34 protein-coding genes are annotated in these 23,171 nt (G+C 35.1%); 4 read left to right on the forward strand and 30 right to left on the reverse strand.

The window, feature by feature from the left end:
• Positions 1-17: 17 nt before the first annotated feature.
• The 30 genes from rpsD to rpsL all read right to left on the reverse strand — a co-directional run bounded on the left by rpsD (position 18) and on the right by rpsL (position 15,668).
• Positions 18-623, reverse strand: coding sequence for a 30S ribosomal protein S4 (rpsD, locus tag QLS31_RS05435; RefSeq protein WP_099713439.1), 606 nt, complete (start codon positions 621-623; stop codon positions 18-20).
• Between the two features lie 91 nt (positions 624-714).
• Positions 715-1,098, reverse strand: a complete 384-nt coding sequence (gene rpsK / locus QLS31_RS05440) for a 30S ribosomal protein S11 (RefSeq protein ID WP_024981527.1) — start codon at positions 1,096-1,098, stop codon at positions 715-717.
• An 8-nt stretch (positions 1,099-1,106) separates the two neighbouring features.
• Positions 1,107-1,481, reverse strand: a complete 375-nt coding sequence (gene rpsM, locus QLS31_RS05445) for a 30S ribosomal protein S13 (RefSeq protein WP_091203660.1) — start codon at positions 1,479-1,481, stop codon at positions 1,107-1,109.
• A gap of 2 nt (positions 1,482-1,483) precedes the next feature.
• Positions 1,484-1,600, reverse strand: coding sequence for a type B 50S ribosomal protein L36 (gene ykgO, locus QLS31_RS05450; RefSeq protein ID WP_008992256.1), 117 nt, complete (start codon positions 1,598-1,600; stop codon positions 1,484-1,486).
• 12 nt (positions 1,601-1,612) lie between these two features.
• Positions 1,613-1,828 (reverse strand): translation initiation factor IF-1, encoded by a 216-nt coding sequence (infA, locus tag QLS31_RS05455; RefSeq protein ID WP_007136545.1) that lies wholly within the window; start codon positions 1,826-1,828, stop codon positions 1,613-1,615.
• A 3-nt stretch (positions 1,829-1,831) separates the two neighbouring features.
• Positions 1,832-3,178: a preprotein translocase subunit SecY gene (gene secY, locus QLS31_RS05460; RefSeq protein ID WP_099713440.1), complete on the reverse strand. Its 1,347-nt coding sequence runs from the start codon at positions 3,176-3,178 to the stop codon at positions 1,832-1,834.
• Positions 3,179-3,191: 13 nt separating this feature from the next.
• Positions 3,192-3,644, reverse strand: coding sequence for a 50S ribosomal protein L15 (rplO, locus tag QLS31_RS05465; protein WP_066081007.1), 453 nt, complete (start codon positions 3,642-3,644; stop codon positions 3,192-3,194).
• An 11-nt stretch (positions 3,645-3,655) separates the two neighbouring features.
• Positions 3,656-3,838 carry a 50S ribosomal protein L30 gene (gene rpmD, locus QLS31_RS05470; RefSeq protein ID WP_035668100.1) on the reverse strand — a complete coding sequence of 61 codons (183 nt, stop codon included), beginning with the start codon at positions 3,836-3,838 and terminating at the stop codon, positions 3,656-3,658.
• Positions 3,839-3,850: 12 nt separating this feature from the next.
• A complete protein-coding gene (rpsE, locus tag QLS31_RS05475; RefSeq protein ID WP_035668102.1) occupies positions 3,851-4,378 on the reverse strand; it encodes a 30S ribosomal protein S5 in 528 nt (175 codons plus the stop codon).
• A 6-nt stretch (positions 4,379-4,384) separates the two neighbouring features.
• The gene (gene rplR, locus QLS31_RS05480; protein WP_039110219.1) at positions 4,385-4,735 is read right to left on the reverse strand and encodes a 50S ribosomal protein L18; all 351 of its coding nucleotides are present in this window, start codon (positions 4,733-4,735) and stop codon (positions 4,385-4,387) included.
• A gap of 11 nt (positions 4,736-4,746) precedes the next feature.
• Complete coding sequence (gene rplF / locus QLS31_RS05485) at positions 4,747-5,289, reverse strand: 50S ribosomal protein L6 (RefSeq protein WP_099713441.1); 543 nt, start codon at positions 5,287-5,289, stop codon at positions 4,747-4,749.
• Positions 5,290-5,307: 18 nt separating this feature from the next.
• Positions 5,308-5,706 carry a 30S ribosomal protein S8 gene (gene rpsH, locus QLS31_RS05490; RefSeq protein WP_099713442.1) on the reverse strand — a complete coding sequence of 133 codons (399 nt, stop codon included), beginning with the start codon at positions 5,704-5,706 and terminating at the stop codon, positions 5,308-5,310.
• A gap of 98 nt (positions 5,707-5,804) precedes the next feature.
• Positions 5,805-6,074, reverse strand: a complete 270-nt coding sequence (gene rpsN, locus QLS31_RS05495) for a 30S ribosomal protein S14 (protein WP_026707007.1) — start codon at positions 6,072-6,074, stop codon at positions 5,805-5,807.
• A gap of 3 nt (positions 6,075-6,077) precedes the next feature.
• Positions 6,078-6,629: a 50S ribosomal protein L5 gene (rplE, locus tag QLS31_RS05500; RefSeq protein WP_099713443.1), complete on the reverse strand. Its 552-nt coding sequence runs from the start codon at positions 6,627-6,629 to the stop codon at positions 6,078-6,080.
• A 2-nt stretch (positions 6,630-6,631) separates the two neighbouring features.
• On the reverse strand, positions 6,632-6,946 hold the full coding sequence (rplX, locus tag QLS31_RS05505) for a 50S ribosomal protein L24 (RefSeq protein ID WP_035668111.1): 315 nt from the start codon (positions 6,944-6,946) through the stop codon (positions 6,632-6,634).
• Between the two features lie 12 nt (positions 6,947-6,958).
• Positions 6,959-7,327, reverse strand: coding sequence for a 50S ribosomal protein L14 (gene rplN, locus QLS31_RS05510; RefSeq protein WP_026717863.1), 369 nt, complete (start codon positions 7,325-7,327; stop codon positions 6,959-6,961).
• A 2-nt stretch (positions 7,328-7,329) separates the two neighbouring features.
• Positions 7,330-7,590, reverse strand: coding sequence for a 30S ribosomal protein S17 (rpsQ, locus tag QLS31_RS05515; RefSeq protein WP_039110222.1), 261 nt, complete (start codon positions 7,588-7,590; stop codon positions 7,330-7,332).
• A 17-nt stretch (positions 7,591-7,607) separates the two neighbouring features.
• A complete protein-coding gene (gene rpmC, locus QLS31_RS05520; RefSeq protein WP_035668115.1) occupies positions 7,608-7,799 on the reverse strand; it encodes a 50S ribosomal protein L29 in 192 nt (63 codons plus the stop codon).
• Between the two features lie 13 nt (positions 7,800-7,812).
• Positions 7,813-8,238, reverse strand: coding sequence for a 50S ribosomal protein L16 (gene rplP / locus QLS31_RS05525; protein WP_007803637.1), 426 nt, complete (start codon positions 8,236-8,238; stop codon positions 7,813-7,815).
• A gap of 19 nt (positions 8,239-8,257) precedes the next feature.
• Positions 8,258-9,016 (reverse strand): 30S ribosomal protein S3, encoded by a 759-nt coding sequence (gene rpsC, locus QLS31_RS05530; RefSeq protein ID WP_035668118.1) that lies wholly within the window; start codon positions 9,014-9,016, stop codon positions 8,258-8,260.
• Positions 9,017-9,021: 5 nt separating this feature from the next.
• Positions 9,022-9,435: a 50S ribosomal protein L22 gene (gene rplV / locus QLS31_RS05535; RefSeq protein ID WP_035668120.1), complete on the reverse strand. Its 414-nt coding sequence runs from the start codon at positions 9,433-9,435 to the stop codon at positions 9,022-9,024.
• A 6-nt stretch (positions 9,436-9,441) separates the two neighbouring features.
• On the reverse strand, positions 9,442-9,720 hold the full coding sequence (gene rpsS / locus QLS31_RS05540) for a 30S ribosomal protein S19 (protein WP_007136562.1): 279 nt from the start codon (positions 9,718-9,720) through the stop codon (positions 9,442-9,444).
• Positions 9,721-9,726: 6 nt separating this feature from the next.
• The gene (gene rplB / locus QLS31_RS05545) at positions 9,727-10,551 is read right to left on the reverse strand and encodes a 50S ribosomal protein L2 (RefSeq protein ID WP_035668122.1); all 825 of its coding nucleotides are present in this window, start codon (positions 10,549-10,551) and stop codon (positions 9,727-9,729) included.
• 6 nt (positions 10,552-10,557) lie between these two features.
• A complete protein-coding gene (gene rplW / locus QLS31_RS05550; protein WP_035668124.1) occupies positions 10,558-10,848 on the reverse strand; it encodes a 50S ribosomal protein L23 in 291 nt (96 codons plus the stop codon).
• A 6-nt stretch (positions 10,849-10,854) separates the two neighbouring features.
• The gene (gene rplD / locus QLS31_RS05555) at positions 10,855-11,484 is read right to left on the reverse strand and encodes a 50S ribosomal protein L4 (RefSeq protein ID WP_282743040.1); all 630 of its coding nucleotides are present in this window, start codon (positions 11,482-11,484) and stop codon (positions 10,855-10,857) included.
• A complete protein-coding gene (gene rplC, locus QLS31_RS05560) occupies positions 11,484-12,101 on the reverse strand; it encodes a 50S ribosomal protein L3 (RefSeq protein ID WP_099713444.1) in 618 nt (205 codons plus the stop codon). The genes rplD and rplC overlap by 1 nt, the downstream gene beginning before the upstream one ends.
• Positions 12,102-12,249: 148 nt before the next feature.
• Positions 12,250-12,555, reverse strand: coding sequence for a 30S ribosomal protein S10 (gene rpsJ, locus QLS31_RS05565; RefSeq protein WP_011963470.1), 306 nt, complete (start codon positions 12,553-12,555; stop codon positions 12,250-12,252).
• An 11-nt stretch (positions 12,556-12,566) separates the two neighbouring features.
• Positions 12,567-14,723 (reverse strand): elongation factor G, encoded by a 2,157-nt coding sequence (fusA, locus tag QLS31_RS05570; protein ID WP_282743041.1) that lies wholly within the window; start codon positions 14,721-14,723, stop codon positions 12,567-12,569.
• Positions 14,724-14,733: 10 nt separating this feature from the next.
• Positions 14,734-15,210 carry a 30S ribosomal protein S7 gene (rpsG, locus tag QLS31_RS05575; RefSeq protein WP_035668130.1) on the reverse strand — a complete coding sequence of 159 codons (477 nt, stop codon included), beginning with the start codon at positions 15,208-15,210 and terminating at the stop codon, positions 14,734-14,736.
• Between the two features lie 74 nt (positions 15,211-15,284).
• Entirely contained in the window at positions 15,285-15,668 is a 384-nt protein-coding gene (gene rpsL, locus QLS31_RS05580; protein WP_007136570.1) for a 30S ribosomal protein S12, read from the reverse strand.
• A 253-nt stretch (positions 15,669-15,921) separates the two neighbouring features.
• Here rpsL and QLS31_RS05585 point away from each other — a divergent pair, with 253 nt between their 5' ends.
• The 4 genes from QLS31_RS05585 to QLS31_RS05600 all read left to right on the forward strand — a co-directional run bounded on the left by QLS31_RS05585 (position 15,922) and on the right by QLS31_RS05600 (position 23,162).
• Positions 15,922-17,556, forward strand: a complete 1,635-nt coding sequence (locus tag QLS31_RS05585; protein WP_282743042.1) for a hypothetical protein — start codon at positions 15,922-15,924, stop codon at positions 17,554-17,556.
• Between the two features lie 84 nt (positions 17,557-17,640).
• Complete coding sequence (locus QLS31_RS05590; protein ID WP_282743043.1) at positions 17,641-20,778, forward strand: SusC/RagA family TonB-linked outer membrane protein; 3,138 nt, start codon at positions 17,641-17,643, stop codon at positions 20,776-20,778.
• Positions 20,779-20,796: 18 nt separating this feature from the next.
• Positions 20,797-22,218, forward strand: a complete 1,422-nt coding sequence (locus QLS31_RS05595) for a SusD/RagB family nutrient-binding outer membrane lipoprotein (RefSeq protein ID WP_282743044.1) — start codon at positions 20,797-20,799, stop codon at positions 22,216-22,218.
• A gap of 20 nt (positions 22,219-22,238) precedes the next feature.
• Positions 22,239-23,162, forward strand: coding sequence for a hypothetical protein (locus tag QLS31_RS05600; RefSeq protein ID WP_282743045.1), 924 nt, complete (start codon positions 22,239-22,241; stop codon positions 23,160-23,162).
• The last annotated feature ends 9 nt before the right edge of the window (positions 23,163-23,171 follow it).

Below are 23,171 nucleotides of genomic sequence, written 5' to 3' on the forward strand. Positions count from 1 at the left end.
TTCGACTAAGTCAATTATTATTTGTTGTACAACTCTACGATTAATTGTTCTTTAATGTTTTCTGGGATTTGAAGTCTCGCAGGTACAGAAACGAAAGTACCTTCTTTGATATCATTATTCCAAGTAATCCATTCATAAACATGACTTGAATTAGATAAAGAACGTTCGATAGCTTCTAATGATTTAGACTTTTCACGAACAGCAACTTTATCACCAGGCTTAAGGTGGTAAGAAGGAATATTAACCACTTCACCATTTACAGTAACGTGTCTGTGAGAAACGATTTGACGAGCACCTCTTCTAGAAGGAGCAATACCCATTCTAAAAACAACGTTATCTAATCTTGCTTCACACAATTGTAATAAAACTTCACCAGTAACTCCTTTAGTAGCTGATGCTTTTTCGAATAAATTTCTGAATTGTTTTTCTAATATTCCGTAAGAATATTTAGCTTTTTGCTTTTCCATTAACTGGACAGCATATTCAGATTTTTTTCCTCTTTTTTTAGCCATCCCGTGTTGTCCGGGTGGGTAATTTCTTTTTTCGAAAGCTTTATCGTCTCCGAAAATTGCCTCGCCAAATTTACGAGCAATTCTTGTACTTGGACCAGTATATCTTGCCATTTTAAATTGTTTAAGGTAGAGATTATGAATTCAGGTCTTATCCTTCGATAATCTATATTCTACCTAGGTTATACTATAAATATTTTGAGTACTAAACTCTACGTCTTTTAGGAGGACGACATCCATTGTGAGGCATTGGAGTAACATCGATAATCTCTGTAACTTCAATTCCACCGTTATGCAAAGAACGAATAGCAGACTCACGTCCGTTTCCTGGTCCTTTTACATAAACTTTTACTTTTTTAAGTCCAGCTTCAAGAGCTACTTTACTACAATCTTCTGCTGCCATTTGGGCTGCGTATGGAGTGTTCTTTTTAGAACCTCTAAAACCCATTTTACCAGCTGAAGACCAAGAAATAACTTCACCTTTTTTGTTTGTCAAAGAAATGATGATATTGTTAAAAGTAGCAGAAATATGAGCTTCTCCCGTTGATTCAACGATAACTTTACGTTTTTTTGCAGTTGCTTTAGCCATATTACTTATTATTTAGTTGCTTTTTTCTTGTTGGCAACAGTTTTTCTCTTACCTTTTCTTGTTCTAGAGTTGTTTTTAGTTCTTTGTCCTCTTAATGGAAGACCAGTTCTATGACGGATACCTCTATAACATCCAATATCCATTAAACGTTTGATGTTTAAAGAAACTTCAGAACGTAATTCTCCTTCAATTTTAAAAGTTGATACCGCCTCACGAATTGCTCCGATCTCGTCATCATTCCAATCTTGAACTTTTTTATCTTGGCTAACTTGAGCTTTTTCTAAAATCTCAACAGCTCTACTTTTTCCTAATCCGAAGATATAGGTAAGTGCTATAACACCTCTCTTATTTTTTGGGATATCTACCCCTGCTATTCTTGCCATAACTATCCTTGTCTTTGTTTAAATCTAGGATTCTTTTTGTTTATTACGTACAATCTCCCTTTTCTTCGCACAATTTTGCACTCGGGACTTCTCTTTTTTACTGAAGCTCTAACTTTCATTTTGAATATCCTTTAATATCTATAAGTAATTCTTGCCTTTGACAAATCGTAAGGGCTCATTTCTAGTTTCACTTTATCACCAGGTAATAATTTGATGTAATGCATACGCATTTTTCCAGATATATGTGCGATTACAATATGTCCATTTTCTAACTCTACACGGAACATTGCATTTGACAATGCCTCAATGATTGATCCGTCTTGTTCTATTGCTGATTGTTTTGCCATAAGTTAAGCTACTGCTTTTCTATTTTTACCACTTTTCATCAAACCATCATAATGTTTATTCAACAAGTATGAATTAATTTGCTGCATTGTGTCTATGGCAACTCCAACCATAATTATTAATGAAGTACCTCCAAAAAACATTGCCCAAGATTGTTGAACATCCATAAGACTCACAACAATTGCTGGGAACACAGCTATCAAAGCAAGAAATAAAGATCCTGGAAAAGTTATCAAGGACATCACTTTGTCAAGATAATCAGAAGTTTCAACTCCTGGTCTGATACCTGGAATAAAACCACCACTTCTCTTTAAATCATCAGACATTTTGTTAGTAGGAACTGTGATTGCAGTATAAAAGAAAGTAAATACAATTATTAAAGTTGCAAATACAAAGTTATACCAAAATCCAAACATATTACTAAAAGCGCCAACGATTGATTGTGATGCATCTGATTTAGACAAACCTGCTAAGGCTGCTGGAATAAACATAATTGCTTGCGCAAAAATTATTGGCATAACCCCAGAAGCATTAAGCTTCAAAGGAATCCATTGTCTGTTTCCACCCAACATGTCTTGTTCAAAATCACCTGATGTTGTACGACGTGCATATTGAACAGGAATCTTCCTGATCGCCATAACCAATAACACACAACAAATGATAACTAATAACCAAATGATAATTTCAATAACTAACAACATTGGTCCACCATTATTATTGGTAACTCTTGTTGTAAACTCTTGAATAAAAGCCTGAGGTAATCTAGCCAAAATTCCAACCATGATTAACAAAGAAATACCATTTCCAATTCCTTTATCAGTAATTTTTTCTCCTAACCACATGGCAAAAATTGTCCCTGTAACTAAAATAACTACTGAAGAAAACAAGAATTCAAATGAATTGAATCCCAATAAAAATGCATTACTAGGTAATGTTCTATATAAATTATAGATATAAGTTGGACCTTGAACTAAAGTAATTCCTATTGTCAACCAACGAGTAATTTGATTAATCTTTTTTCTACCGCTTTCTCCGTCACTTTGAAGTTTTTGCAAATAAGGAATCGCAATTCCCATTAACTGAACAACAATTGAAGCAGAAATATAAGGCATAATCCCCAAAGCAAAAACAGAAGCTTGAGAGAATGCACCTCCAGTAAACATGTCAAGAATTGAACCAATTCCTTCTTTAGTTTGCCCAGCTAAATTACCTAACTGTGTAGCATCAATACCTGGCAGGGTTACTTGAGCCCCAAAACGATAAACTAAAAGCAAACCCAATGTTATTAGGATTCTATTTTTCAGTTCTTCGATTTTCCAAACATTACTTATTGATTCAATAAATTTCTTCATATTAATTGAAAAATTACATTGTTACAGCTTCTCCACCAGCAGCTTCAATAGCAGCTTTTGCAGTAGCAGTAAATTTGTGAGCGGTTACTTTTAATTTTGCTGTCAATTCACCTCTACCTAAAATCTTAACGATTTCATTTTTAGTAGCTAAACGATTAGCAACATAAACTGTCATATCAACAGTATCTTTAATAACACCATTGTCAACCAAAAGTTGAAGTGTATCAAGATTTACACCTTCGTAATCTTTACGATTGATGTTTGTAAAACCAAACTTAGGCACACGTCTTTGAAGTGGCATTTGCCCACCTTCAAAACCAATCTTTTTAGAATAACCAGAACGAGATTTTGCTCCTTTGTGACCTCTTGCAGAAGTACCACCTTTTCCAGAACCTTCTCCTCTACCTAATCTTTTATTTTGATTGTGTGTAGAACCTTCAGCAGGTTGTAAGTTACTTAAATTCATAACAGTATTTGTTATTTAGTTTCTTCAACAGAAACTAAGTGTTTAACTTTATTTATCATCCCAAGGATTGTAGGGTTTGAATCATGCTCTACAACTTGTCCCATTTTACGTAGACCTAAAGCTTCTAATCCTCTTTTTTGAGTAAGAGGACAGTTGATTTTGCTTCTAACTTGTTTTACTAATAATTTAGCCATAATTTCCTTGAATTAACCTTTAAAAACTTTTTCTAAAGAAACACCTCTTTGTTTTGCAACAGTATAAGCGCTTCTCATTTGTAATAAAGCATCAAAAGTTGCTTTTACTACATTGTGAGGATTTGAAGATCCTTGAGATTTAGATAATACATCATGAATTCCTACTGATTCAAGAACTGAACGAACAGCTCCACCAGCAATAACTCCTGTACCATGAGAGGCAGGAATTAAAAATACACGTGCACCACCAAATTTACCTTTTTGTTCGTGAGGAACTGATTGACCATTCAAAGGAATTTTTACTAAATTTTTCTTAGCATCTTCTACTGCTTTCGCAATTGCTTCAGAAACGTCTTTAGATTTTCCTAATCCGTGTCCAACCACTCCATTTTCATCACCTACAACTACAATAGCAGAAAAACCAAAAGCTCTACCTCCCTTTGTAACCTTAGTAACACGATTTACACTTACCAAACGATCTTTTAATTCAAGACCACTTGGTTTTACTAACTCTACATTCTTGTATTTACTATTAGACATACTATATTAGAATTTAAGTCCAGCCGCTCTTGCGCCTTCCGCTAATGATTTAATACGACCGTGATATAAATAACCTCCTCTATCGAAAGTCACTACGTCTATCCCAGCTTTTAAAGCTTTTTCAGCAACTAGTTTTCCAACCGCTGTAGCAACTTCAATGTTCGTACCGTTACCTATTTCTTTTTCTCTTGAAGAAGCTGCCAATAAAGTAACTCCGTTTACGTCATCAATAAGTTGAGCGTAAATTTCTTTGTTACTTCTAAATACAGATAGTCTTGGATTAGTAGCAGTACCACTAATTGTTTTTCTAATTCTGAATCTAATTCGTTGTCTTCTTTCAGGTTTTGTTAATGACATAATCTTATTTTTTAAGCTGATTTACCTGCTTTTCTTCTTAATACTTCACCTACAAATTTAACACCTTTTCCTTTGTACGGCTCAGGCTTACGGAAACCTCTGATTTTCGCAGCTACTTGACCTAAAAGTTGTTTGTCAAATGATGTTAATTTAACAATTGGATTTTTACCTTTTTCAGATATTGTTTCTAAAGTTACTTCTGGAGCAATTTCTAAAACAATATTATGAGAATATCCAAGAGCTAAATCTAACTTTTGTCCTTGATTTGAAGCTCTGTAACCAACTCCTACCAACTCTAAAGATTTAGTAAAACCTTCGTTTACACCAATAATCATGTTATTGATTAAAGATCTATATAAACCGTGTTTTGCTCTTTGGTCTTTGTGATCAGACGATCTATCAACTTGAACTTGACCGTCTTCAACCGTTACAGTAACGTCCGAAAACTCCTGTGTAAGTTGACCATTTTTTCCTTTTACTGTAATAATACCATTTGCAACTTCAACAGTTACACCAGCAGGGATTACAACCGGATTTTTACCTATTCTTGACATCTTCTACTATTTTAATGATTAGTAAACGTAACAAATTACTTCACCACCAACATTTAACTGTTTGGCTTGTTTTCCTGTCATCAAACCTTTTGATGTAGAAACAATAGCAATTCCTAATCCGTTAAGGATTCTAGGAATTGATGAAGAACCTGAATACTTACGTAAACCTGGTTTACTAATTCTTTGGATATCTTTAATTACAGACTCTTTAGTATCTTTATCATACTTCAAAGCGATTTTGATTGAACCCTGAACAGCGTTGTCCTCAAATTTGTAACTCAAGATGTAACCTTGATCAAATAAGATCTTAGTTATTTCTTTTTTTAGATTAGATGCAGGAATTTCAACAACTTTGTGGTTTGCAGCCACAGCGTTACGAACTCTTGTCAAATAATCTGCAATAGGATCTGTATACATGTGTATTAATTTGCGGTTATGGTTTTCATAGGATACTCATCCTATGAACCTTTAACCAATTTATAAATGTGTTTGTATTGACGTAACTAAGTTACAGTCTACCAAGATGCTTTTTTAACACCTGGGATTAATCCGTTATTTGCCATTTCACGAAATGTTACACGTGAAATACCAAATTGACGCATATATCCTCTTGGTCTACCTGTCAATTTGCAACGATTGTGCAAACGAACTGGAGAAGCATTTTTCGGTAATTTTTGCAAACCTACGAAATCTCCAGCTTCTAACAAAGCTTTTCTTTTCTCAGCATACTTTGCTACAGTTTTTTCTCTCTTAACCTCACGGGCTTTCATTGATTCTTTAGCCATATCTTAATTCTTTTTAAAAGGTAAACCTAATTCAGCCAATAGTGATTTTGCTTCTTTATCAGTTTTTGCAGAAGTAACAAAAGATATATCCATTCCTGATATTTTGTTTACTTTGTCAATATCAATTTCTGGGAAAATGATTTGCTCCAAAACACCAAGGTTGTAATTACCTCTTCCGTCAAAACCAGTAGCTTTAATTCCGCTAAAATCTCTAACACGTGGTAAAGCAGAAGTAATAAGTCTATCTAAAAACTCATACATTCTTTCTCCACGCAAAGTAACTTTTGCTCCAATAGGCATCCCTTTTCTCAATTTGAATGACGCAACGTCTTTCTTTGAGATTGTAGATACTGCTTTCTGTCCAGTGATCTTTGTTAACTCATCAACTGCATAGTCAATTAGTTTTTTATCAGATACAGCTGCACCAACTCCTTTACTTAAAACGATTTTTTCCAATTTTGGAACTTGCATTACGTTTACGTATCCGAATTCCTCTTTAAGAGCAGCAATTACTCTGCTCTTATATTCTTCTTTTAGTCTAGGTATATACGCCATTACTATAGTACTTGATTAGATTTTTTTGAAAATCTTACTTTCTTATCTCCTTCTACTCTAATACCAACTCTAGTTGTTTCCTTAGTTTTAGGATCAATTAAAGATATATTAGATATTTGTATAGAAGCTTCTTTCTTTACGATACCACCTTGAGGGCTTTTCGCGCTTGGTTTCGTATGTTTTGAAACCATGTTTACACCTTCAACTATCGCTTTGTTTTTCTCACGGTAAACACGTAAAACTTTACCTTCAGCACCTTTATGGTCTCCAGCAATTACTCTTACGATGTCACCTGATTTTATTTTTAGCTTTATCATCTTAAAAACGAATTAAAGCACTTCTGGTGCTAATGATACAATTTTCATGAATTGTTTTTCACGAAGTTCTCTTGCTACCGGACCAAAAACACGAGTTCCTCTCATTTCACCAGCAGCATTTAATAACACACATGCGTTGTCATCAAATCTAATGTATGAACCATCGGCTCTTCTTACTTCTTTTTTGGTACGTACAACAACTGCAGTTGAAACAGCTCCTTTTTTAACGCTTCCGTTAGGAGCAGTATCTTTGATAGAAACTACAATCTTGTCACCAACAGAGGCATACCTTCTTTTGGTACCTCCTAAAACACGGATAGTTAAAACTTCCTTTGCTCCAGTGTTATCTGCTACTTTTAGTCTTGATTCTTGTTGTACCATAATTATTTAGCTCTTTCTAGGATTTCAACTAACCTCCAACATTTTGTTTTACTCATAGGACGCGTTTCGCTAATCCTTACAGTATCTCCAATGTTACAGTCGTTCTTTTCGTCGTGTGCGTGATACTTTTTAGTTTTCAACACGAACTTACCGTATAATGGGTGTTTTACTTTACGTACTTCAGCAACAACAATAGACTTGTCCATTTTGTCTGAAGTTACAACACCAACTCTTTCTTTTCTTAAATTTCTTTTTTCTTCCATCTTTCAGCAGATTACAATTATTGCAACTCTCTTTTAGTAAGTTCCGTAGCTAATCTTGCAACTGTTCTTCTTACACTTCTAATTTGAAGTGGGTTCTCAATTGGAGAAATAGCGTGAGCCATTTTTAGGTCGGCATATGCCTTCTTAGTCTGGCTAAGTTTTTCTTGCAACTCCGCTGCAGAAAGATCTTTTATTTCTGATTGTTTCATAATATAATATAGATTATGCTTCGAAATCTCTAGCAACGACGAATTTAGTTTTTACTGGAAGCTTTTGAGCTGCAAGACGTAACGCCTCTTTTGCAACTGACAAAGGTACTCCTCCAACTTCAAACATAATTCTTCCGGGTTTAACAACAGCTGCCCAATATTCAACGGCACCTTTACCTTTACCCATACGCACCTCAAGAGGTTTCTTAGTGATAGGTTTGTCTGGAAATATTTTGATCCATAATTGTCCTTCTCTTTTCATAAAACGAGTTGCAGCAATACGTGCAGCTTCGATTTGACGAGAGGTTAAGAACATTCCATCTTCATGTACAGATTTAATACCAAACATTCCATTAGAAAGTTCATGTCCTCTTTGAGAGTTCCCTTTCATTTTACCTTTTTGTACCTTACGGTATTTTGTTCTTTTAGGCTGTAACATTTTTCTTTAGTTTAAAAATTTACTTTCGTTTACGAGCGTCTGGTTTTCCACCTTTATTAAAAGGTTTTCTGTCTCCTCTAGGAGAATCACCACCTTTACCACCAGCACCAGATTGTTTTTTGTCCATTCCGGCAAGTGGAGAAAGATCTCTCTTTCCATAAACTTCACCTTTCATGATCCATACTTTGATACCCATTCTACCATAAGTAGTATGAGCTTCAGCCAAAGCATAATCAATATCAGCTCTGAAAGTTGATAGAGGAATTCTACCTTCTTTGAAACCTTCTGAACGCGCCATCTCTGCACCATTCAAACGACCAGAAATCAAAACTTTGATACCTTCTGCGTTCATACGCATAGAAGCAGCAATAGCCATTTTGATTGCACGTCTGTAAGAAATTCTGCTTTCGATTTGACGACAGATGCTTGTAGCAACTAGATACGCGTCAAGTTCAGGTCTTTTAATTTCAAAGATGTTGATTTGAACCTCTTTGTCAGTAATTTTCTTAAGTTCCTCTTTCAACTTGTCTACCTCTTGTCCACCTTTCCCAATAATAATACCAGGTCTTGCAGTAGTGATAGTAACGGTTACAAGTTTCAAAGTTCTCTCAATGATTACTTTTGATACACTAGCTTTTGATAAACGAGCGTGGATATACTTTCTGATTTTGTGATCTTCGGCAAGTTTATCACCGTAATCATTTCCACCATACCAGTTTGAGTCCCACCCTCTGATGATACCAAGTCTATTTCCAATTGGATTTGTCTTTTGTCCCATGCTGCTTAAGAATTGCTTTGTGTGTTATTGATAGCTCCAAGCACGATTGTTACGTGATTAGAACGTTTTCTTATTCTGTGTGCTCTTCCTTGTGGTGCTGGACGAAGTCTTTTCAACATCATTCCACCATCAACACGGATCTCCTTAACAAATAAACCAGCTTCTTCCATATTAGCTTCAGGGTTTTTAGCTTGCCAGTTGGCAATTACTGATAAAACCAATTTTTCTAATTTTCTTGAAGCTTCTTTAGAACTGAATCTTAAGATGTTAAGTGCTCTTTCTACCTTCTGACCTCTTACTAGATCTGCTACTAAGCGCATTTTTCTAGGTGAAGTAGGGCAGTTATTTAACTTTGCAAAAGCCAATGACTTGTTAGCCTCTTTTCTTGCATCTGCTGTTTCTCTTTTACGAACTCCCATTGCTTCTTATTTTTTACCTTTATTTTTTGCTCCAGCATGACCTCTAAAAGATCTAGTTGGTGAAAATTCTCCTAATTTGTGACCTACCATGTTTTCTGTTACGTAAACTGGTACAAATTGACGACCGTTATGAACTGCGATAGTTTGCCCAACAAAGTCTGGAGTAATCATAGAAGCTCTAGACCATGTCTTAACCACTCCTTTATTTCCACCTGCGATGTTTTCTTGAACTTTCTTGTCTAACTTATAATGAACGAAAGGTCCTTTTTTTAATGAACGTGCCATATCTTATTATTTCTTTCTACGTTCTACGATATACTTGTTACTCGGGTTTTTCTTAGAACGAGTTCTATAACCTTTAGCTGGTATTCCATTTCTTGAACGTGGATGTCCACCAGAAGAACGTCCTTCACCACCACCCATTGGGTGATCGACAGGGTTCATTGCAACAGGTCTTGTTCTAGGTCTTCTTCCTAACCATCTTGTTCTACCTGCTTTACCAGATACAACTAATTGGTGGTCTGAATTAGAAACCGCTCCAATTGTAGCCGAACAAGTCAACAAGATTAATCTTGTTTCCCCAGAAGGCATTTTAATTGTAGCATATTTTCCATCTCTTGCCATTAATTGAGCAAATGTTCCAGCAGAACGAGCAATTACAGCTCCTTGTCCTGGTCTCAATTCGATACAAGAAATCACAGTTCCAAGTGGAACTCTACTTAAAGGTAAAGTATTACCAATTTCAGGTTGAGATTCTGGACCAGAAACTAATTTCTGACCAACTTTCAATCCGTTTTGAGCAATAACATACGTTTTCTCTCCATCAGCATACGCCAACAAAGCGATAAATGCAGTACGATTTGGATCATATTCAATTGATTTAACCGTAGCAGGAATTCCTTCTTTAGTACGTTTAAAATCAATGATACGATATCTCTGCTTGTGACCACCACCCGTATAACGCATGGTCATCTTTCCTTGACTATTTCTACCACCAGAGTTTTTTATCGGCGCTATCAAAGAGCGTTCCGGCTTATCAGTTGTAATGGCGTCATAACCATTCACAACTCTAAATCGCTGACCTGGGGTAATAGGTTTTAATTTTCTTACTGACATTTTATCTTAGATATTGTTGTAAAAATCAATTGTTTCTCCTTCTTGTACTTGAACAATTGCTTTTTTAATTGCATTCGTCTTTCCACTGATTAAACCACTTTTAGTGTATTTAGTAGTTCTATCCGGTCTTACGTTCATCGTGTTAACACTCAAAATAGTTACTCCGTAAGCAGCTTCAACAGCTTTCTTAATTTGCACTTTGTTTGCTTTTTTGTCAACAACGAATCCGAAGCGGTTTAAAACTTCACTTTCTTTGGTTACTTTTTCCGTTACTATAGGCTTAATTATGATGCTCATATCCTATTATTTACTTAAATTTTCTTCAATTATCTCCAAAGAACTCTCTAAAAGCACTAAATTATTAGCGTTTAACATAGCGTAAGTACTTAATTCTAAGCTACTTACTACGCTAGAGCCCTTTAAATTGCGTGACGACAAATATACATTTTTATTTGTATCACCCAACACAAACAGGGATTTTTTATTCTCTAACTCTAAAGCTTTCAAAACGTTGATGAAATTTTTAGTGTTTGGAGTTTCAAAATTAAAGTCTTCAAGAACGATAATGTTCGACTCTTTTGCTTTAATTGAGAAAGCAGATTTTCTAGCCAAACGTTTCAAGCTTTTATTCAATTTGAATGAATAACTTCTTGGTCTTGGTCCGAAAACTGTTCCACCACCTTTAAACAATGGATTCTTTGCACTACCCGCACGAGCAGTACCAGTTCCTTTTTGTTTTTTAATCTTACGAGTACTTCCCGCTACTTCAGCTCTTTCTTTAGCTTTGTGCGTTCCTTGTCTTTGATTAGCAAGATATTGCTTAACATCAAGGTATACTGCGTGATTGTTTGGTTCTATACCAAATACTGAATCAGAAAGTTGAACTTTTCTTCCAGTATCTTTTCCGTTGAAATCTAATACTTTTGCTTCCATTACTTCTGAATGATTACATAAGAGTTGTTATGACCAGGAACACATCCTTTAATAACAAGTAGGTTCTTATCAGCCACTACTTTTAAAACTCTAAGGTTTTGAACTTTTACATTGTCTCCTCCCATTCTTCCAGCCATACGCATTCCTTTGAATACTCTAGATGGATAAGAAGAAGCTCCTACAGAACCTGGCGCTCTTAAACGGTTGTGTTGACCGTGGGTTGCTTGACCAACACCACCAAAACCGTGACGTTTTACAACCCCTTGAAAACCTTTACCTTTAGATACACCTTGTACATCTACAAATTCTCCTTCAGAAAAAATAGAAACATCAATAAGATCTCCTAATTTTTGCTCTGTTGCGAAATCTTGGAATTCAACGACTTTTTTCTTAGCTACAGTTCCCGCTTTTTTAAAGTGACCTAAAGCCGCTTTTGTGGAATGTTTCTCGTTTTTGTCATCGAAACCAAGTTGCAACGCTTCGTACCCGTCAACACCTTTGGTTCTGACTTGGGTAACAACACATGGTCCAGCTTCGATTACTGTACAAGGAATATTCTTCCCGTTCTCGTCGAAAATGCTAGTCATGCCGATTTTTCTACCAATTAACCCAGACATAAATATTAATTATTAATTATTAATATAGAACGCAGCTTTTAACCGAATCCTATTTTTTTAAGTGGGTGCAAATGTATAACTTATTTACACACAAACCAAAAAATATTTTTCGCTTAAAAACAGCGTTCCTTTCTTACTAGTAAGCTATTTAAACTTTGATCTCTACTTCAACACCGCTAGGCAATTCAAGTTTCATCAAAGCATCAATAGTTTTTGATGAAGATGAATAAATATCAATTAATCTCTTGTATGACATTACTTCAAATTGCTCTCTCGCTTTTTTGTTAACGTGTGGAGAACGTAGTACTGTAAAAAGTTTTTTGTGTGTTGGTAATGGAATTGGTCCTGTAACAACTGCACCGGTACTTTTTACAGTTTTTACAATCTTCTCAGCAGACTTGTCTACTAACATGTGATCGTAAGATTTTAATTTTATTCTGATTTTTTGACTCATTTTCTTAAAGATTATGCGTTTCCTTTTGCTTTTTTGATAACTGCTTCTGAAATATTAGAAGGCGTTTCAGAGTAGTGTGAAAATTCCATAGTAGATGTTGCTCTACCTGAAGAAAGCGTTCTTAACGTAGTAACGTATCCAAACATTTCAGATAATGGCACATCTGCCTTAATAGTTTTAGCACCAGCTCTATCACCCATATCATTCACCTGACCTCTACGACGGTTGATATCACCTACGATATCTCCCATGTTTTCTTCTGGTGTAATCACTTCCATTTTCATGATTGGCTCTAATATAACAGCACCAGCTGCTTTAGCTACCTCTCTATACCCCATTCTTGCTGCAAGCTCAAAAGAAAGTGCATCAGAATCCACCGGGTGGAAAGATCCGTCTAATAAAGTTACTTTCAAACTATCTACTTGGTATCCTGCTAAAGGACCTGTTTTCATAGCTTCTCTAAAACCTTTTTCAACTGATGGAATATATTCTTTAGGAACGTTACCACCTTTTACTGCATTTACAAACTGCAATCCAACTGGAGCTTTACCGTCAACTTCATCTGCAGGTTCTAGTCTAAATACGATATCTCCGAATTTACCACGACCCCCAGATTGTTTCTTGTAAGTTTCTCTGTGTTGAGCAGACTTTGTAAATGCTTCTTTGTATTCAACTTGAGGCTCACCTTGGTTTACTTCAACTTTGAATTCACGTTTCATTCTATCAACCAAGATATCTAAGTGAAGCTCACCCATACCGGAAATAATAGTTTGACCTGAAGCCTCATCAGTTCTAACTGTAAAAGTAGGATCTTCTTCAGCTAATTTAGCCAAAGCCATACCCATTTTATCTACGTCAGCCTTAGTTTTAGGCTCAATAGCAATACCAATTACTGGTGCTGGAAATTTCATTGACTCAAGAATGATTGGGTTCTTTTCATCACACAATGTATCTCCAGTTTTAATATCTTTAAATCCAACTGCCGCTCCAATATCACCTGCTTCGATATAATCGATTGGGTTTTGCTTGTTGGCATGCATTTGGTAGATACGAGAAATTCTTTCTTTGTTTCCTGAACGAGTGTTCAGAACATAAGAACCCGCATCCAAGCGTCCTGAATAAGCACGGAAGAAAGCTAAACGACCTACAAATGGGTCAGTAGCAATTTTAAACGCTAAAGCGGCAAAAGGCTCTTTAACATCTGGCTTACGCAAAATTTTAGTTTGATCTTCTTCTAACAATTCAGCATCATCAGGATGAATCCCTTCGATACCTTCTTTATCCATTGGAGATGGCAAATATTTACATACCGCGTCTAACATGAATTGAACTCCTTTGTTTTTAAAAGAAGAACCAGCAATCATAGGAATGATAGCCATATCCATTACAGCTGCTCTTAATGCTATGTTGATTTCTTCCTCTGTAATAGAGCTTTCATCTTCCATGAATTTTTCAAGCAAAGTCTCATCATAATCAGCAACTGCCTCTATAAGAATCGACCTGTATTCTTTAACTTCTTCAAGCATATCTTCTGGAATAGGCACAATCTCGTAAGTTGCCCCCAAACCTTCTTCATCCCAAACAATAGCCTGATTTCTTACTAAATCCACAACACCTTTGAAATCATTTTCTTCACCAATTGGCAAGGTGATCGCAACTGCATTTGATTTCAACATATCTCTTACTTGTTGACATACCATCAAAAAGTTAGATCCTTGTCTATCCATTTTATTAACGAAACCAATACGTGGCACTCTGTATTGATCTGCTAATCTCCAGTTAGTTTCTGATTGTGGCTCAACACCATCAACAGCACTAAACAAGAAAACCAAACCATCAAGCACACGCAAAGAACGGTTTACTTCAACTGTAAAGTCAACGTGTCCCGGTGTATCAATAATATTAAAGTGATAAGGCAATGTTTCAGGTAAAACTTTACCCTGAGTAGTTGGGAAATTCCATTCACAAGTTGTAGCAGCAGAAGTAATGGTAATACCTCTTTCTTGCTCTTGTGCCATCCAGTCCATTGTTGCAGCACCATCGTGTACTTCACCAATTTTGTGTGATTTTCCAGTATAGAATAATATACGCTCCGTTGTTGTTGTTTTACCAGCATCAATGTGAGCAGCAATTCCTATGTTTCTTGTATATTTAAGTTCTCTAGCCATTTCTTAAGAATTAAAATCTAAAGTGAGAGAATGCTTTATTAGCTTCTGCCATCTTGTGAGTATCCATTCTTTTCTTAACAGCAGCTCCTTCTTCTTTAGCCGCAGCTAAACATTCTGAAGCCAATCTCTGAGCCATTGATTTTTCGTTTCTTCTTCTTGAATAAAGAATCAACCATTTCATTGCCATAGAAATTTTTCTGTCTGGTCTAATTTGCATTGGAATTTGAAATGTAGCTCCACCAACTCTACGACTACGTACTTCTACGTGAGGCATAACATTAGTTAACGCATCTTTCCAAATTTCTAATGACGGTTTCTCTGCATCTTGTTTTTTAGACTCAATGATGTCAATTGCATCATAAAATACTTTAAACGCTGTCGATTTTTTTCCATCCCACATTAAGTTGTTCACAAAACGTGTTACCAGTTGGTCATTAAACCTTGGATCTGGTAAAAGTGGTCTTTTCTTTGCCGCTCTTTTTCTCATGTCTTTTTTTTAATAAAATGTCATACCCATACAGTTGTGACGAATCACATCTCTACAAGAAATAACTTTTTAAATTACTTTTTTGCTTCTTTTGGGCGTTTTGCTCCGTACTTAGATCTTCTTTGCGTTCTTCCTGCTACTCCTGACGTATCAAGCGCACCACGAACGATGTGATATCTAACTCCTGGTAAATCTTTTACCCTTCCACCCCTAACTAATACTATCGAGTGCTCTTGTAAATTGTGTCCTTCACCAGGGATGTAAGCATTCACTTCGTTACCATTTGTCAAACGTACACGCGCTACTTTACGCATTGCAGAGTTTGGTTTTTTTGGTGTTGTAGTGTAAACACGCGTACAAACCCCTCTTCTTTGAGGACAAGAATCTAAAGCAACCGATTTACTCTTCTTAGTTATCTGAGTTCTTCCTGTTCTTACTAATTGTTGAATTGTTGGCATAATTAATACTAAAAATTTCTTATTATATTAAATTCCCGCTTTTTACGGGGTTGCAAATGTAGAAAATATTTTTTACTCTACAAACGTTAATTCATTAATTTTCAATAAGATTATTTTATCATTTGATTTTTATCACAAACAATAGATATTTGCGTTACTTTTATTAAAAATACATACTCATTTGAAATCCACCTTTATTTTACTATTCTTTCTGAATTTCTGCCTTAATTCTTCTGCGCAAAATTTTCGATTATTGATAACCGGAAGCAATTCATTAGAAACAAAAACTATAGATTCACTCAAATACAACACAGAACACAAAAACACGAAATCCATTAGCGAAGAAATACACAAACTTTCAGAAAAACTATCCGAAATAGGCTATATAGACAACACTACTTTAGAACTTACTAAAAAAGAAGACTCTAGTTACGTTGCGAATTTTGAGTTAGGAAAAAAAATAAAATCTATACATATATATATAGGTACAAATAATCTATTCAACAACTTATCAGATCTAAGCAAAAAAGACACTCTAACGCTACCCTACACAAAAATTAATTCTTTTTTAAAAGAAGCTGTTCAAAAATTAGAGCAAAACGGATTTGCATTAGCAAGATTAAAACTGATTAACATTAAAAGAATCGATACCGAAATTTACGCTGATTTAAAACTAGATTCAGAACAAAAAAGAACACTAAACTCCATAATAATAAATTATACAGAAAATAACCGATCAAATAAATTCCCCAGTGGGCATTTAGCACAAATCAACAGAAAATACAAGAACAGTGTTTTTAATCAAAAAATAGTAGACCAAATCTATAATGATTTTGAGAAATTCGGATTTACCAACCAAGTAAAATATCCCGAAATTTTATTCACAAAAGACACAACAAAAGTTTTCGTATATCTTGAGAAAAAAAAATCCAACACTTTTGATGGTTTTATTGGATTTTCAAATAACGAAAATAAAAAAACAACTCTAAATGGTTATTTAGACGTAAAGCTAGAAAATATTTTAGGCTCTGGCGAACAATTATCCGTTTATTGGAAAAGTGACGGAAACGACAAAAAAACATTTAATGCTAACATTGAACTACCTTATATATTTAAAACTCCAGCAGGATTAAAAGCACAAATTCAATTATTCAGACAAGACAGCACTTTTCAAAATACAAAAACAGCAATTGATTTAAGCTACTTTACAAACTACAATACACGTTTTTATATAGGATACCAAGCTACAGAATCAAGCGACATTCAAAACTCAATTAGCACTTCGATAAGCGATTTCAACAATTCCTTTTTAACATCCAGTTTTAATTACACCAAATTAGATTTAACCAATTTTAACTTTCCCATAAAATCAATTTTTTCAATAACAGCTGGAATCGGAAAACGAGAGATTTATAATAAACCAGAAAACACTACCAAGAGCAATCAATTTTTTTTAAATATTCAAGCAACACAAAACCTAACCTTAAACAAAAAGAATATAATACATTTAAATAGTCAGAATTATTATTTAAAAAGCGATCGATATCTTACAAATGAACTTTTTCGTTTCGGAGGATTCAACAGCATAAGAGGCTTTACAGAAAACAGTCTAGAAGGATATTTCACAACCTCAATTCTTACAGAATACAGACACTTACTTTCTACCGACTTATATATACATTCAATACTAGATTACAGCATCTACAAGAACAAATCAGGTATAGAACAAGTAGACAATACTAAAAAACTTCTAGGCATCGGACTTGGATTTGGACTACAAACAAAAAACGGTTTACTAAGACTTGCTATAGCAAATGGCAGCACCCAAAACCAACAAATTGAAATTTATAACACAATGATTCATATTTGTTATAATGTTAAATTTTAATTACAACAAAAAATAGCGTTTCATTTATTAGGAAAGTTAACAAATTATTAAGAGTTTTGTCTCACTAATTCAAAATTTTTAAAAATGAAACTAAAGTTCAATGGAATCTTAGTACTATTAGTAGTACTTATGGCGCAACTAACCTTCGCGCAAGAAAGAGCTGTTTCAGGTGTAGTTTCTGATAATGCAGGATTGCCTTTACCAGGTGTGAGTGTATTAGTAAAAGGAACTAAAACTGGAACACAAACTGATTTTGACGGAAAATATTCAATCAAAGCAACATCAAGCCAAGTCTTGATTTTTAGCTACATTGGGATGAAAACCCAAGAAAGAGTAGCAAGTTCTGCAAATGTTAATATTAAATTAGCGAGTGACGCATTAGAACTAGAAGGAGTTGTTGTAACAGCTTTAGGGATTAAAAAATCTGAAAAAGCGATAGGTTATGCAGCTCAAAGTGTCAAAGGAGAAGCTCTTACTGAAGCAAGAGAAAGTAACTTGGTAAACGCCTTAAGTGGTAAAATTGCCGGAGTTCAAGTAACAAATAGTTCAGGAGCAGTTGGAGCATCTTCAAGAGTTGTGTTAAGAGGAAACTCTTCGATTACTGGAAACAACCAAGCTTTATTCGTTGTAGATGGTGTGCCATTTGATAATTCATCAGCTGGTAATGCAAACGCTAATGGTGGACGTGATTTACCTAATGGTGTAGCCAGTATTAGCCCTGATGATATTGAGTCTATGACTGTTCTAAAAGGACCAAATGCTGCTGCATTATATGGTCTTAGAGCAAGTAATGGTGTAATTATCATAACAACAAAATCAGGAAAAACAGGAAAAGGAAAAAGTATCATATCGTTTAACACAAACACCACTTTTTCAAACCCTTTAATAGTGCCAAACTATCAAAATTCATACGGTCAGGGTGGAACTTCAGATTATTTTGAATTTGTTGACGGTGCTGGCGGAGGATATAATGATGGTGTTGATGAAAGTTGGGGTCCTGCTTTAGACAAGGGTTTATCTTTTGTTCAATGGGATTCATACAAAGTTGGAGGAGCACCATTACCATGGGTATCTCATGCAAATAATGTAAGAGATTTTTATCAAACTGCTGTATCAACATCTAATAACTTATCATTATCTTCCGGAACTGAAGAGGCAAATTTTAGAATGTCTATTGGTAATTCTGATGAAAAAGGAATGTTACCTCATACTGATTTCAAAAAATTCACTGCTAGCATAAACGGTAACTTAAAAATTGGTGAAAAACTAAAATCAGGTATTTCATTAATGTACTTTAATGACAAAAGTAATAATCTACCAACAGGAGGATACGATAACGAGAATGTGGCACAACAGTTCATCTGGTCTGCTAGAAATGTTAATTTCCGTGACCTAAGAGATTTCAACAATTTACCATTAGCTGCAGAAGGAACTCCTGCAGAAGGAACACCAGTTAACTGGAACACTAATTTTCAAAATAATCCATACTGGGTTTTAGCGACTAATAGAAATACATTTGACAAAGACAGAATAACTGGTTCAGCATTTTTGACCTATGAACTTGCTAAAAACTTTACAGCAACTGGTAAAATGTCATTAGACCAATTCTCTCAGCTTACTACAGGTAGACAAGCAATAGGATCTAATAGCGCGCCTGATGGATCTTACGATCAGAATTCATTAAGATATTCTGAAATAAACACAGAAATGCTTTTAGGGTACAACAACAAAATTACTGAAGACATTGCGTTCACAGTAAATTTTGGTGCCAATCACATGAGAAGAAAATCTACTCAAACATTTGGAGCAATAACTGCCTTGGAATTACCTAATTTTTACAATTTAGCTAATATCAAATCAGGAACTACACCTATATTTGGAAACACCTATAACGAAGTAAGAATTGGATCTATGTATGGTTTTGGTCAAGTGTCTTACAAAAACTTTTTCTACGTTGACTTTTCAGGAAGAAATGACTGGGCAAGTGTATTACCAGTAAAAAACAATTCATTTTTCTATCCAGCAGTATCAGGATCTCTAGTACTATCTGAAATTTTAAATACAACTGGATCTGCTGTTAATTATATCAAATTACGTGGTGGATGGTCTAAAGTAGGAGGTACAGGAGCTTTGGGAGCATATAATCTAAATTCTACATATAACCTTCAAAATAACGGTTGGGGAAATCAGGCTTCTACGCCAAATACTCAATTTAATCCAAACCTAAAACCTGAAACAGTTATTGGTACAGAATTTGGTATAGATTTAAATGCTTTCAAAAACAGATTGCGTTTTGCAGGTACTTACTACACAAAAAAGAGTTCTGATTTGTTAGTACCAATTCAAGTTTCAGCATCAACAGGATTCACAAGCGTTTGGGACAATATTGCCTCAATGGAAAACAAAGGTATTGAGCTACAATTAGGTGTTACAGCTTTGAAATCTAAGGATTTTAGTTTTGACATCGATTTAAACTTTGCTAAAAATGAAAACACAGTAACTTCTCTTGGTGGATTAGATACTTATATCTTAGGTCAACAATGGGGAATTACATTGGAAGCTAGAGAAGGCTTACCTTATGGCGCTCTTGTTGGTAGAGGATTTTCAAAAGATCCAAACGGAAATGTTATTTATGATAATGGAATACCTGTCATAGAAACAGATAAAAAAGTATTAGGTAACATCACTCCAGATTGGACAGGTGGTGCTAATTTTACTATGAAGTACAAAAATTTTGATTTGACTACATTAATTGACGCCAAAGTTGGCGGTGACGTTCATTCTATGACTTATGCATGGGGTAGATACGCAGGTACATTAGAAGAGTCTTTAATCGGTCGTGAGACTGGTCTTGTAGGTAATGGAGTTATGGCTGACGGTGCAGGTGGATACGTTCCAAATAATGTAGTTGTAAGCGCAAAATCATTTAATCAATCTGCATATGGAAATACAATCGAAGAGAGTGCTATTTTTGATGCAACGTATGTTAAATTAAGACAAATGTCTTTAGGGTACACATTCCCAAAACAATGGTTTAATGGCACAGCAATCACAGACTTTAAATTTTCTGTAGTAGCAAGAAACTTAGCGATTTTATACAAAGCGGCTCCGCATATTGATCCAGAAACTGGGTTTAGTAGTAGTAACGCTAATCAAGGTATGGAATTTGGTCAAATACCTTCAGCAAGGTCTTATGGGTTTAACTTATCAGTTAAATTTTAAATCTAATAATTAAAAATCATGAAAAAAATATCAATTTTATTTATTGCATTGATTGCACTTTCGAGTGCAAGTTGTGATAAAGACTTCGAAGTAGTAAATACCGATCCAAATAGTGCTGTTGCAGTTCCTGCGCATTTGTTATTGGGAAACATTGTTCGCATCAACCAGAATACTATTTATGGTATGCAACAAGGAGGAGACATGGGTATGTGTTGGGCTCAGCACGTATCTAAGGTGCAATATAATGATGAAGAAAGATATATTCCTAGAAGAGGTTCTATAGATGGTGTATGGAGTAATTTATACGCCTCTGTTATAGCCGATGCGCAATCAATGTATACATTGGCAGATACTGAAGGTAATAGTAACCTTAAAGGAATTTCATTAGTGCTTCAAGCAAACGGCTTTCAAATTTTGACTGATCTATATGGTCCAATTCCATTTAAGGAATTTAACCAAGTTGGTAATTTAAAACCGGCTTATGACAGTCAGGAAGTTGTTTACGATGGTATACTAGACATGTTGACTCGAGCAGATGCACTATTGGCAAATGGCAAAGGTAACATTCCAGCTACTTCTGATTTAGTATATGCTGGAGATGCTTCAAAATGGAGAAAATTAGCTAATTCATTAAAGTTAAAAGCTTTAATGAGAATTTCTAAAGCTAAAAATGTTAGTGCCCAAATTCAAGCAGTAGTAACAGCAGGACATTTAATGTCTTCTAATGCTGACAGTGCGCAATTAACCTATTTGCCTGCTCAACCTGACGCAAATCCAATCTATGAAACTATCATTTTTGGCACGCGTTCTGAATACAAAGTAAGCTCTGTTTTAGTAAAAAAATTACAAGGATTATCTGACCCAAGACTAAATGTATATGCACAAAAAAATAATGCAGGTCTCTATGTTGGCAATGTACCAGGCGAGGAAAATTCTGGAAATTATAACGGCTTCTCTTCTTTAGGTACTTTTTATTTGAATCCAACTTTACCTGGAGTTATTTTATCTTATGCACAATCAGAATTTTTACTGGCTGAAGCAATCAATGAAGGATATGCTTCGGGAGGTAATGCAGCTGCATTAGTACATTATAAAAATGGTATCACTGCTAACTTTAAATTTAATGGAATCGAAGGAAGTGCACCAGCTTATGTAGCGCTACCTAACATTGAATTTACAAACCAGGCTGATGCAAGAGTTAAAATTGGTGAACAAACTTGGTTTGCTTTGTTTGGTCAAGGTTTTGAAGCTTGGACAGAATGGAGAAGAACAGGCTATCCAGCTTTGTCACCTGTTGAAAGTGCAGCACAAACTAGCATTCCTTCAAGATTATATTATAACTCACAGGAGATTTCTCTTAACCGCGAAAATTATACAGCAGCAGCTGCAACATTAACAGGTGGAGATAAGTTAACATCTCGTCTTTGGTGGATGAAATAATAATATTTAAAAAGATAAAAATGAAAAAATTAAAATTATATTCTTTAGCCCTTTTAGTCTTAGCTGGTCTTTTTTCATGTGAAAAAGACAGTGATGCACTAACGGGTGGAGCAGAAACAGGTGGTTTAATTACTGTAAATTCAGGATTGGTAGGCTACGTGGTTGGAAACGGTAACGATTTCAAATATCCAGTAAAAGTAACCGTTTTTCAAGGTGAAGTTGGAACAAGCAAAATTGAAGTTTACAAATCATTCACAAGTGTGGCTGGAGTAAAAAGTCAAGAGGTATTGTTCAAAACAATTGATATCGCAGCTGCTCCACAAAACCAAACAATAAATCTTACAGTTACTTACAATGAGTTAAAAGCTGGTCTAACTGTAGGCGGGCAACCATTACCAACGGACGATAGCTTATTGAAAATTGGAGATGCTTGGACCTTAAGATATGTAACTACAACTACAGAAGGAACAGTACATTCTAACTCAAAAACTACTAAAGTAGCAGTAGGAACTCGTTTTGCAGGAACTTATAGAGTTATTGACAGTAATTACTGGAGAATAGGTGTTAGTAACGGTGGGTGGAATGGTGATATTCGTGTAGTTGAATCTGTTGATGCTACAACTTACCGATTTGTTGACTATGCTGGCCCTTTTCAAGCAGCTACAAATACACACTATTTCACAATTAGTCCTGCAGGTGTTGTACACACACCAGGAACTTACAAAGGAGCAGTGCAGTTGTTAAACGGCTGGCCATTAATTAACTGTGTGGAAAACCTAAGTCTAATGACAAAAGCATGTGGATATGCTGGACCTCAAAACACGGTAACCAAAGATGATGTTACTAATAAAGACAGAATCTACAGATCATACGGTTACAATACCGGTTCCGGTGCCGTTGGACCACGTGAATTTTACGAAGCTTTAGAAAGAATAGTCGAATAATATAAAAAA

This window comes from Flavobacterium sp. XS2P24, assembly GCF_030010285.1.
In the GTDB taxonomy this organism is placed as follows: domain Bacteria; phylum Bacteroidota; class Bacteroidia; order Flavobacteriales; family Flavobacteriaceae; genus Flavobacterium; species Flavobacterium algoritolerans.

Excerpts from the sequence above, each read along its gene's own strand:
- rplN (WP_026717863.1), bottom strand. The coding sequence starts at position 7,327 with ATGGTACAACAAGAATCAAGACTAAAAGTAGCAGATAACACTGGAGCA.
- rplB (WP_035668122.1), bottom strand. The coding sequence starts at position 10,551 with ATGTCAGTAAGAAAATTAAAACCTATTACCCCAGGTCAGCGATTTAGA.
- rpsC (WP_035668118.1), bottom strand. The coding sequence starts at position 9,016 with ATGGGACAAAAGACAAATCCAATTGGAAATAGACTTGGTATCATCAGA.
- rplC (WP_099713444.1), bottom strand. The coding sequence starts at position 12,101 with ATGTCTGGGTTAATTGGTAGAAAAATCGGCATGACTAGCATTTTCGAC.
- rplD (WP_282743040.1), bottom strand. The coding sequence starts at position 11,484 with ATGGAAGCAAAAGTATTAGATTTCAACGGAAAAGATACTGGAAGAAAA.
- rpsQ (WP_039110222.1), bottom strand. The coding sequence starts at position 7,590 with ATGGAAGAAAAAAGAAATTTAAGAAAAGAAAGAGTTGGTGTTGTAACT.
- rplW (WP_035668124.1), bottom strand. The coding sequence starts at position 10,848 with ATGAGCATCATAATTAAGCCTATAGTAACGGAAAAAGTAACCAAAGAA.
- rpsM (WP_091203660.1), bottom strand. The coding sequence starts at position 1,481 with ATGGCAAGAATAGCAGGGGTAGATATCCCAAAAAATAAGAGAGGTGTT.
- rplR (WP_039110219.1), bottom strand. The coding sequence starts at position 4,735 with ATGTCATTAACAAAACCTGAAAGAAGACAACGAATTAGATTCAGAATT.
- rplE (WP_099713443.1), bottom strand. The coding sequence starts at position 6,629 with ATGGCGTATATACCTAGACTAAAAGAAGAATATAAGAGCAGAGTAATT.
- QLS31_RS05600 (WP_282743045.1), top strand. The coding sequence starts at position 22,239 with ATGAAAAAATTAAAATTATATTCTTTAGCCCTTTTAGTCTTAGCTGGT.
- rpsL (WP_007136570.1), bottom strand. The coding sequence starts at position 15,668 with ATGCCAACAATTCAACAATTAGTAAGAACAGGAAGAACTCAGATAACT.
- rplF (WP_099713441.1), bottom strand. The coding sequence starts at position 5,289 with ATGTCAAGAATAGGTAAAAATCCGGTTGTAATCCCTGCTGGTGTAACT.
- rpsE (WP_035668102.1), bottom strand. The coding sequence starts at position 4,378 with ATGTCTAATAGTAAATACAAGAATGTAGAGTTAGTAAAACCAAGTGGT.
- rpsJ (WP_011963470.1), bottom strand. The coding sequence starts at position 12,555 with ATGAGTCAAAAAATCAGAATAAAATTAAAATCTTACGATCACATGTTA.
- rpsS (WP_007136562.1), bottom strand. The coding sequence starts at position 9,720 with ATGGCACGTTCATTAAAAAAAGGACCTTTCGTTCATTATAAGTTAGAC.
- ykgO (WP_008992256.1), bottom strand. The coding sequence starts at position 1,600 with ATGAAAGTTAGAGCTTCAGTAAAAAAGAGAAGTCCCGAGTGCAAAATT.
- rplO (WP_066081007.1), bottom strand. The coding sequence starts at position 3,644 with ATGAATTTAAGTAACTTACAACCTGCTGAAGGTTCTACACACAATCAA.
- secY (WP_099713440.1), bottom strand. The coding sequence starts at position 3,178 with ATGAAGAAATTTATTGAATCAATAAGTAATGTTTGGAAAATCGAAGAA.
- fusA (WP_282743041.1), bottom strand. The coding sequence starts at position 14,723 with ATGGCTAGAGAACTTAAATATACAAGAAACATAGGAATTGCTGCTCAC.
- rpsK (WP_024981527.1), bottom strand. The coding sequence starts at position 1,098 with ATGGCTAAAGCAACTGCAAAAAAACGTAAAGTTATCGTTGAATCAACG.
- rpsD (WP_099713439.1), bottom strand. The coding sequence starts at position 623 with ATGGCAAGATATACTGGTCCAAGTACAAGAATTGCTCGTAAATTTGGC.
- QLS31_RS05590 (WP_282743043.1), top strand. The coding sequence starts at position 17,641 with ATGAAACTAAAGTTCAATGGAATCTTAGTACTATTAGTAGTACTTATG.
- rplV (WP_035668120.1), bottom strand. The coding sequence starts at position 9,435 with ATGGGAGTTCGTAAAAGAGAAACAGCAGATGCAAGAAAAGAGGCTAAC.
- rpsH (WP_099713442.1), bottom strand. The coding sequence starts at position 5,706 with ATGTATACAGATCCTATTGCAGATTATTTGACAAGAGTTCGTAACGCT.
- infA (WP_007136545.1), bottom strand. The coding sequence starts at position 1,828 with ATGGCAAAACAATCAGCAATAGAACAAGACGGATCAATCATTGAGGCA.
- QLS31_RS05595 (WP_282743044.1), top strand. The coding sequence starts at position 20,797 with ATGAAAAAAATATCAATTTTATTTATTGCATTGATTGCACTTTCGAGT.
- rpsN (WP_026707007.1), bottom strand. The coding sequence starts at position 6,074 with ATGGCTAAAGAATCAATGAAAGCCCGTGAGGTTAAGAGAGAAAAAACT.
- rplP (WP_007803637.1), bottom strand. The coding sequence starts at position 8,238 with ATGTTACAGCCTAAAAGAACAAAATACCGTAAGGTACAAAAAGGTAAA.
- rpsG (WP_035668130.1), bottom strand. The coding sequence starts at position 15,210 with ATGAGAAAAAGAGCGGCAAAGAAAAGACCACTTTTACCAGATCCAAGG.
- rplX (WP_035668111.1), bottom strand. The coding sequence starts at position 6,946 with ATGATAAAGCTAAAAATAAAATCAGGTGACATCGTAAGAGTAATTGCT.
- rpmC (WP_035668115.1), bottom strand. The coding sequence starts at position 7,799 with ATGAAACAATCAGAAATAAAAGATCTTTCTGCAGCGGAGTTGCAAGAA.
- rpmD (WP_035668100.1), bottom strand. The coding sequence starts at position 3,838 with ATGGCTAAATTATTAGTAAAACAAGTTAGAAGCAAAATCAACTGTCCT.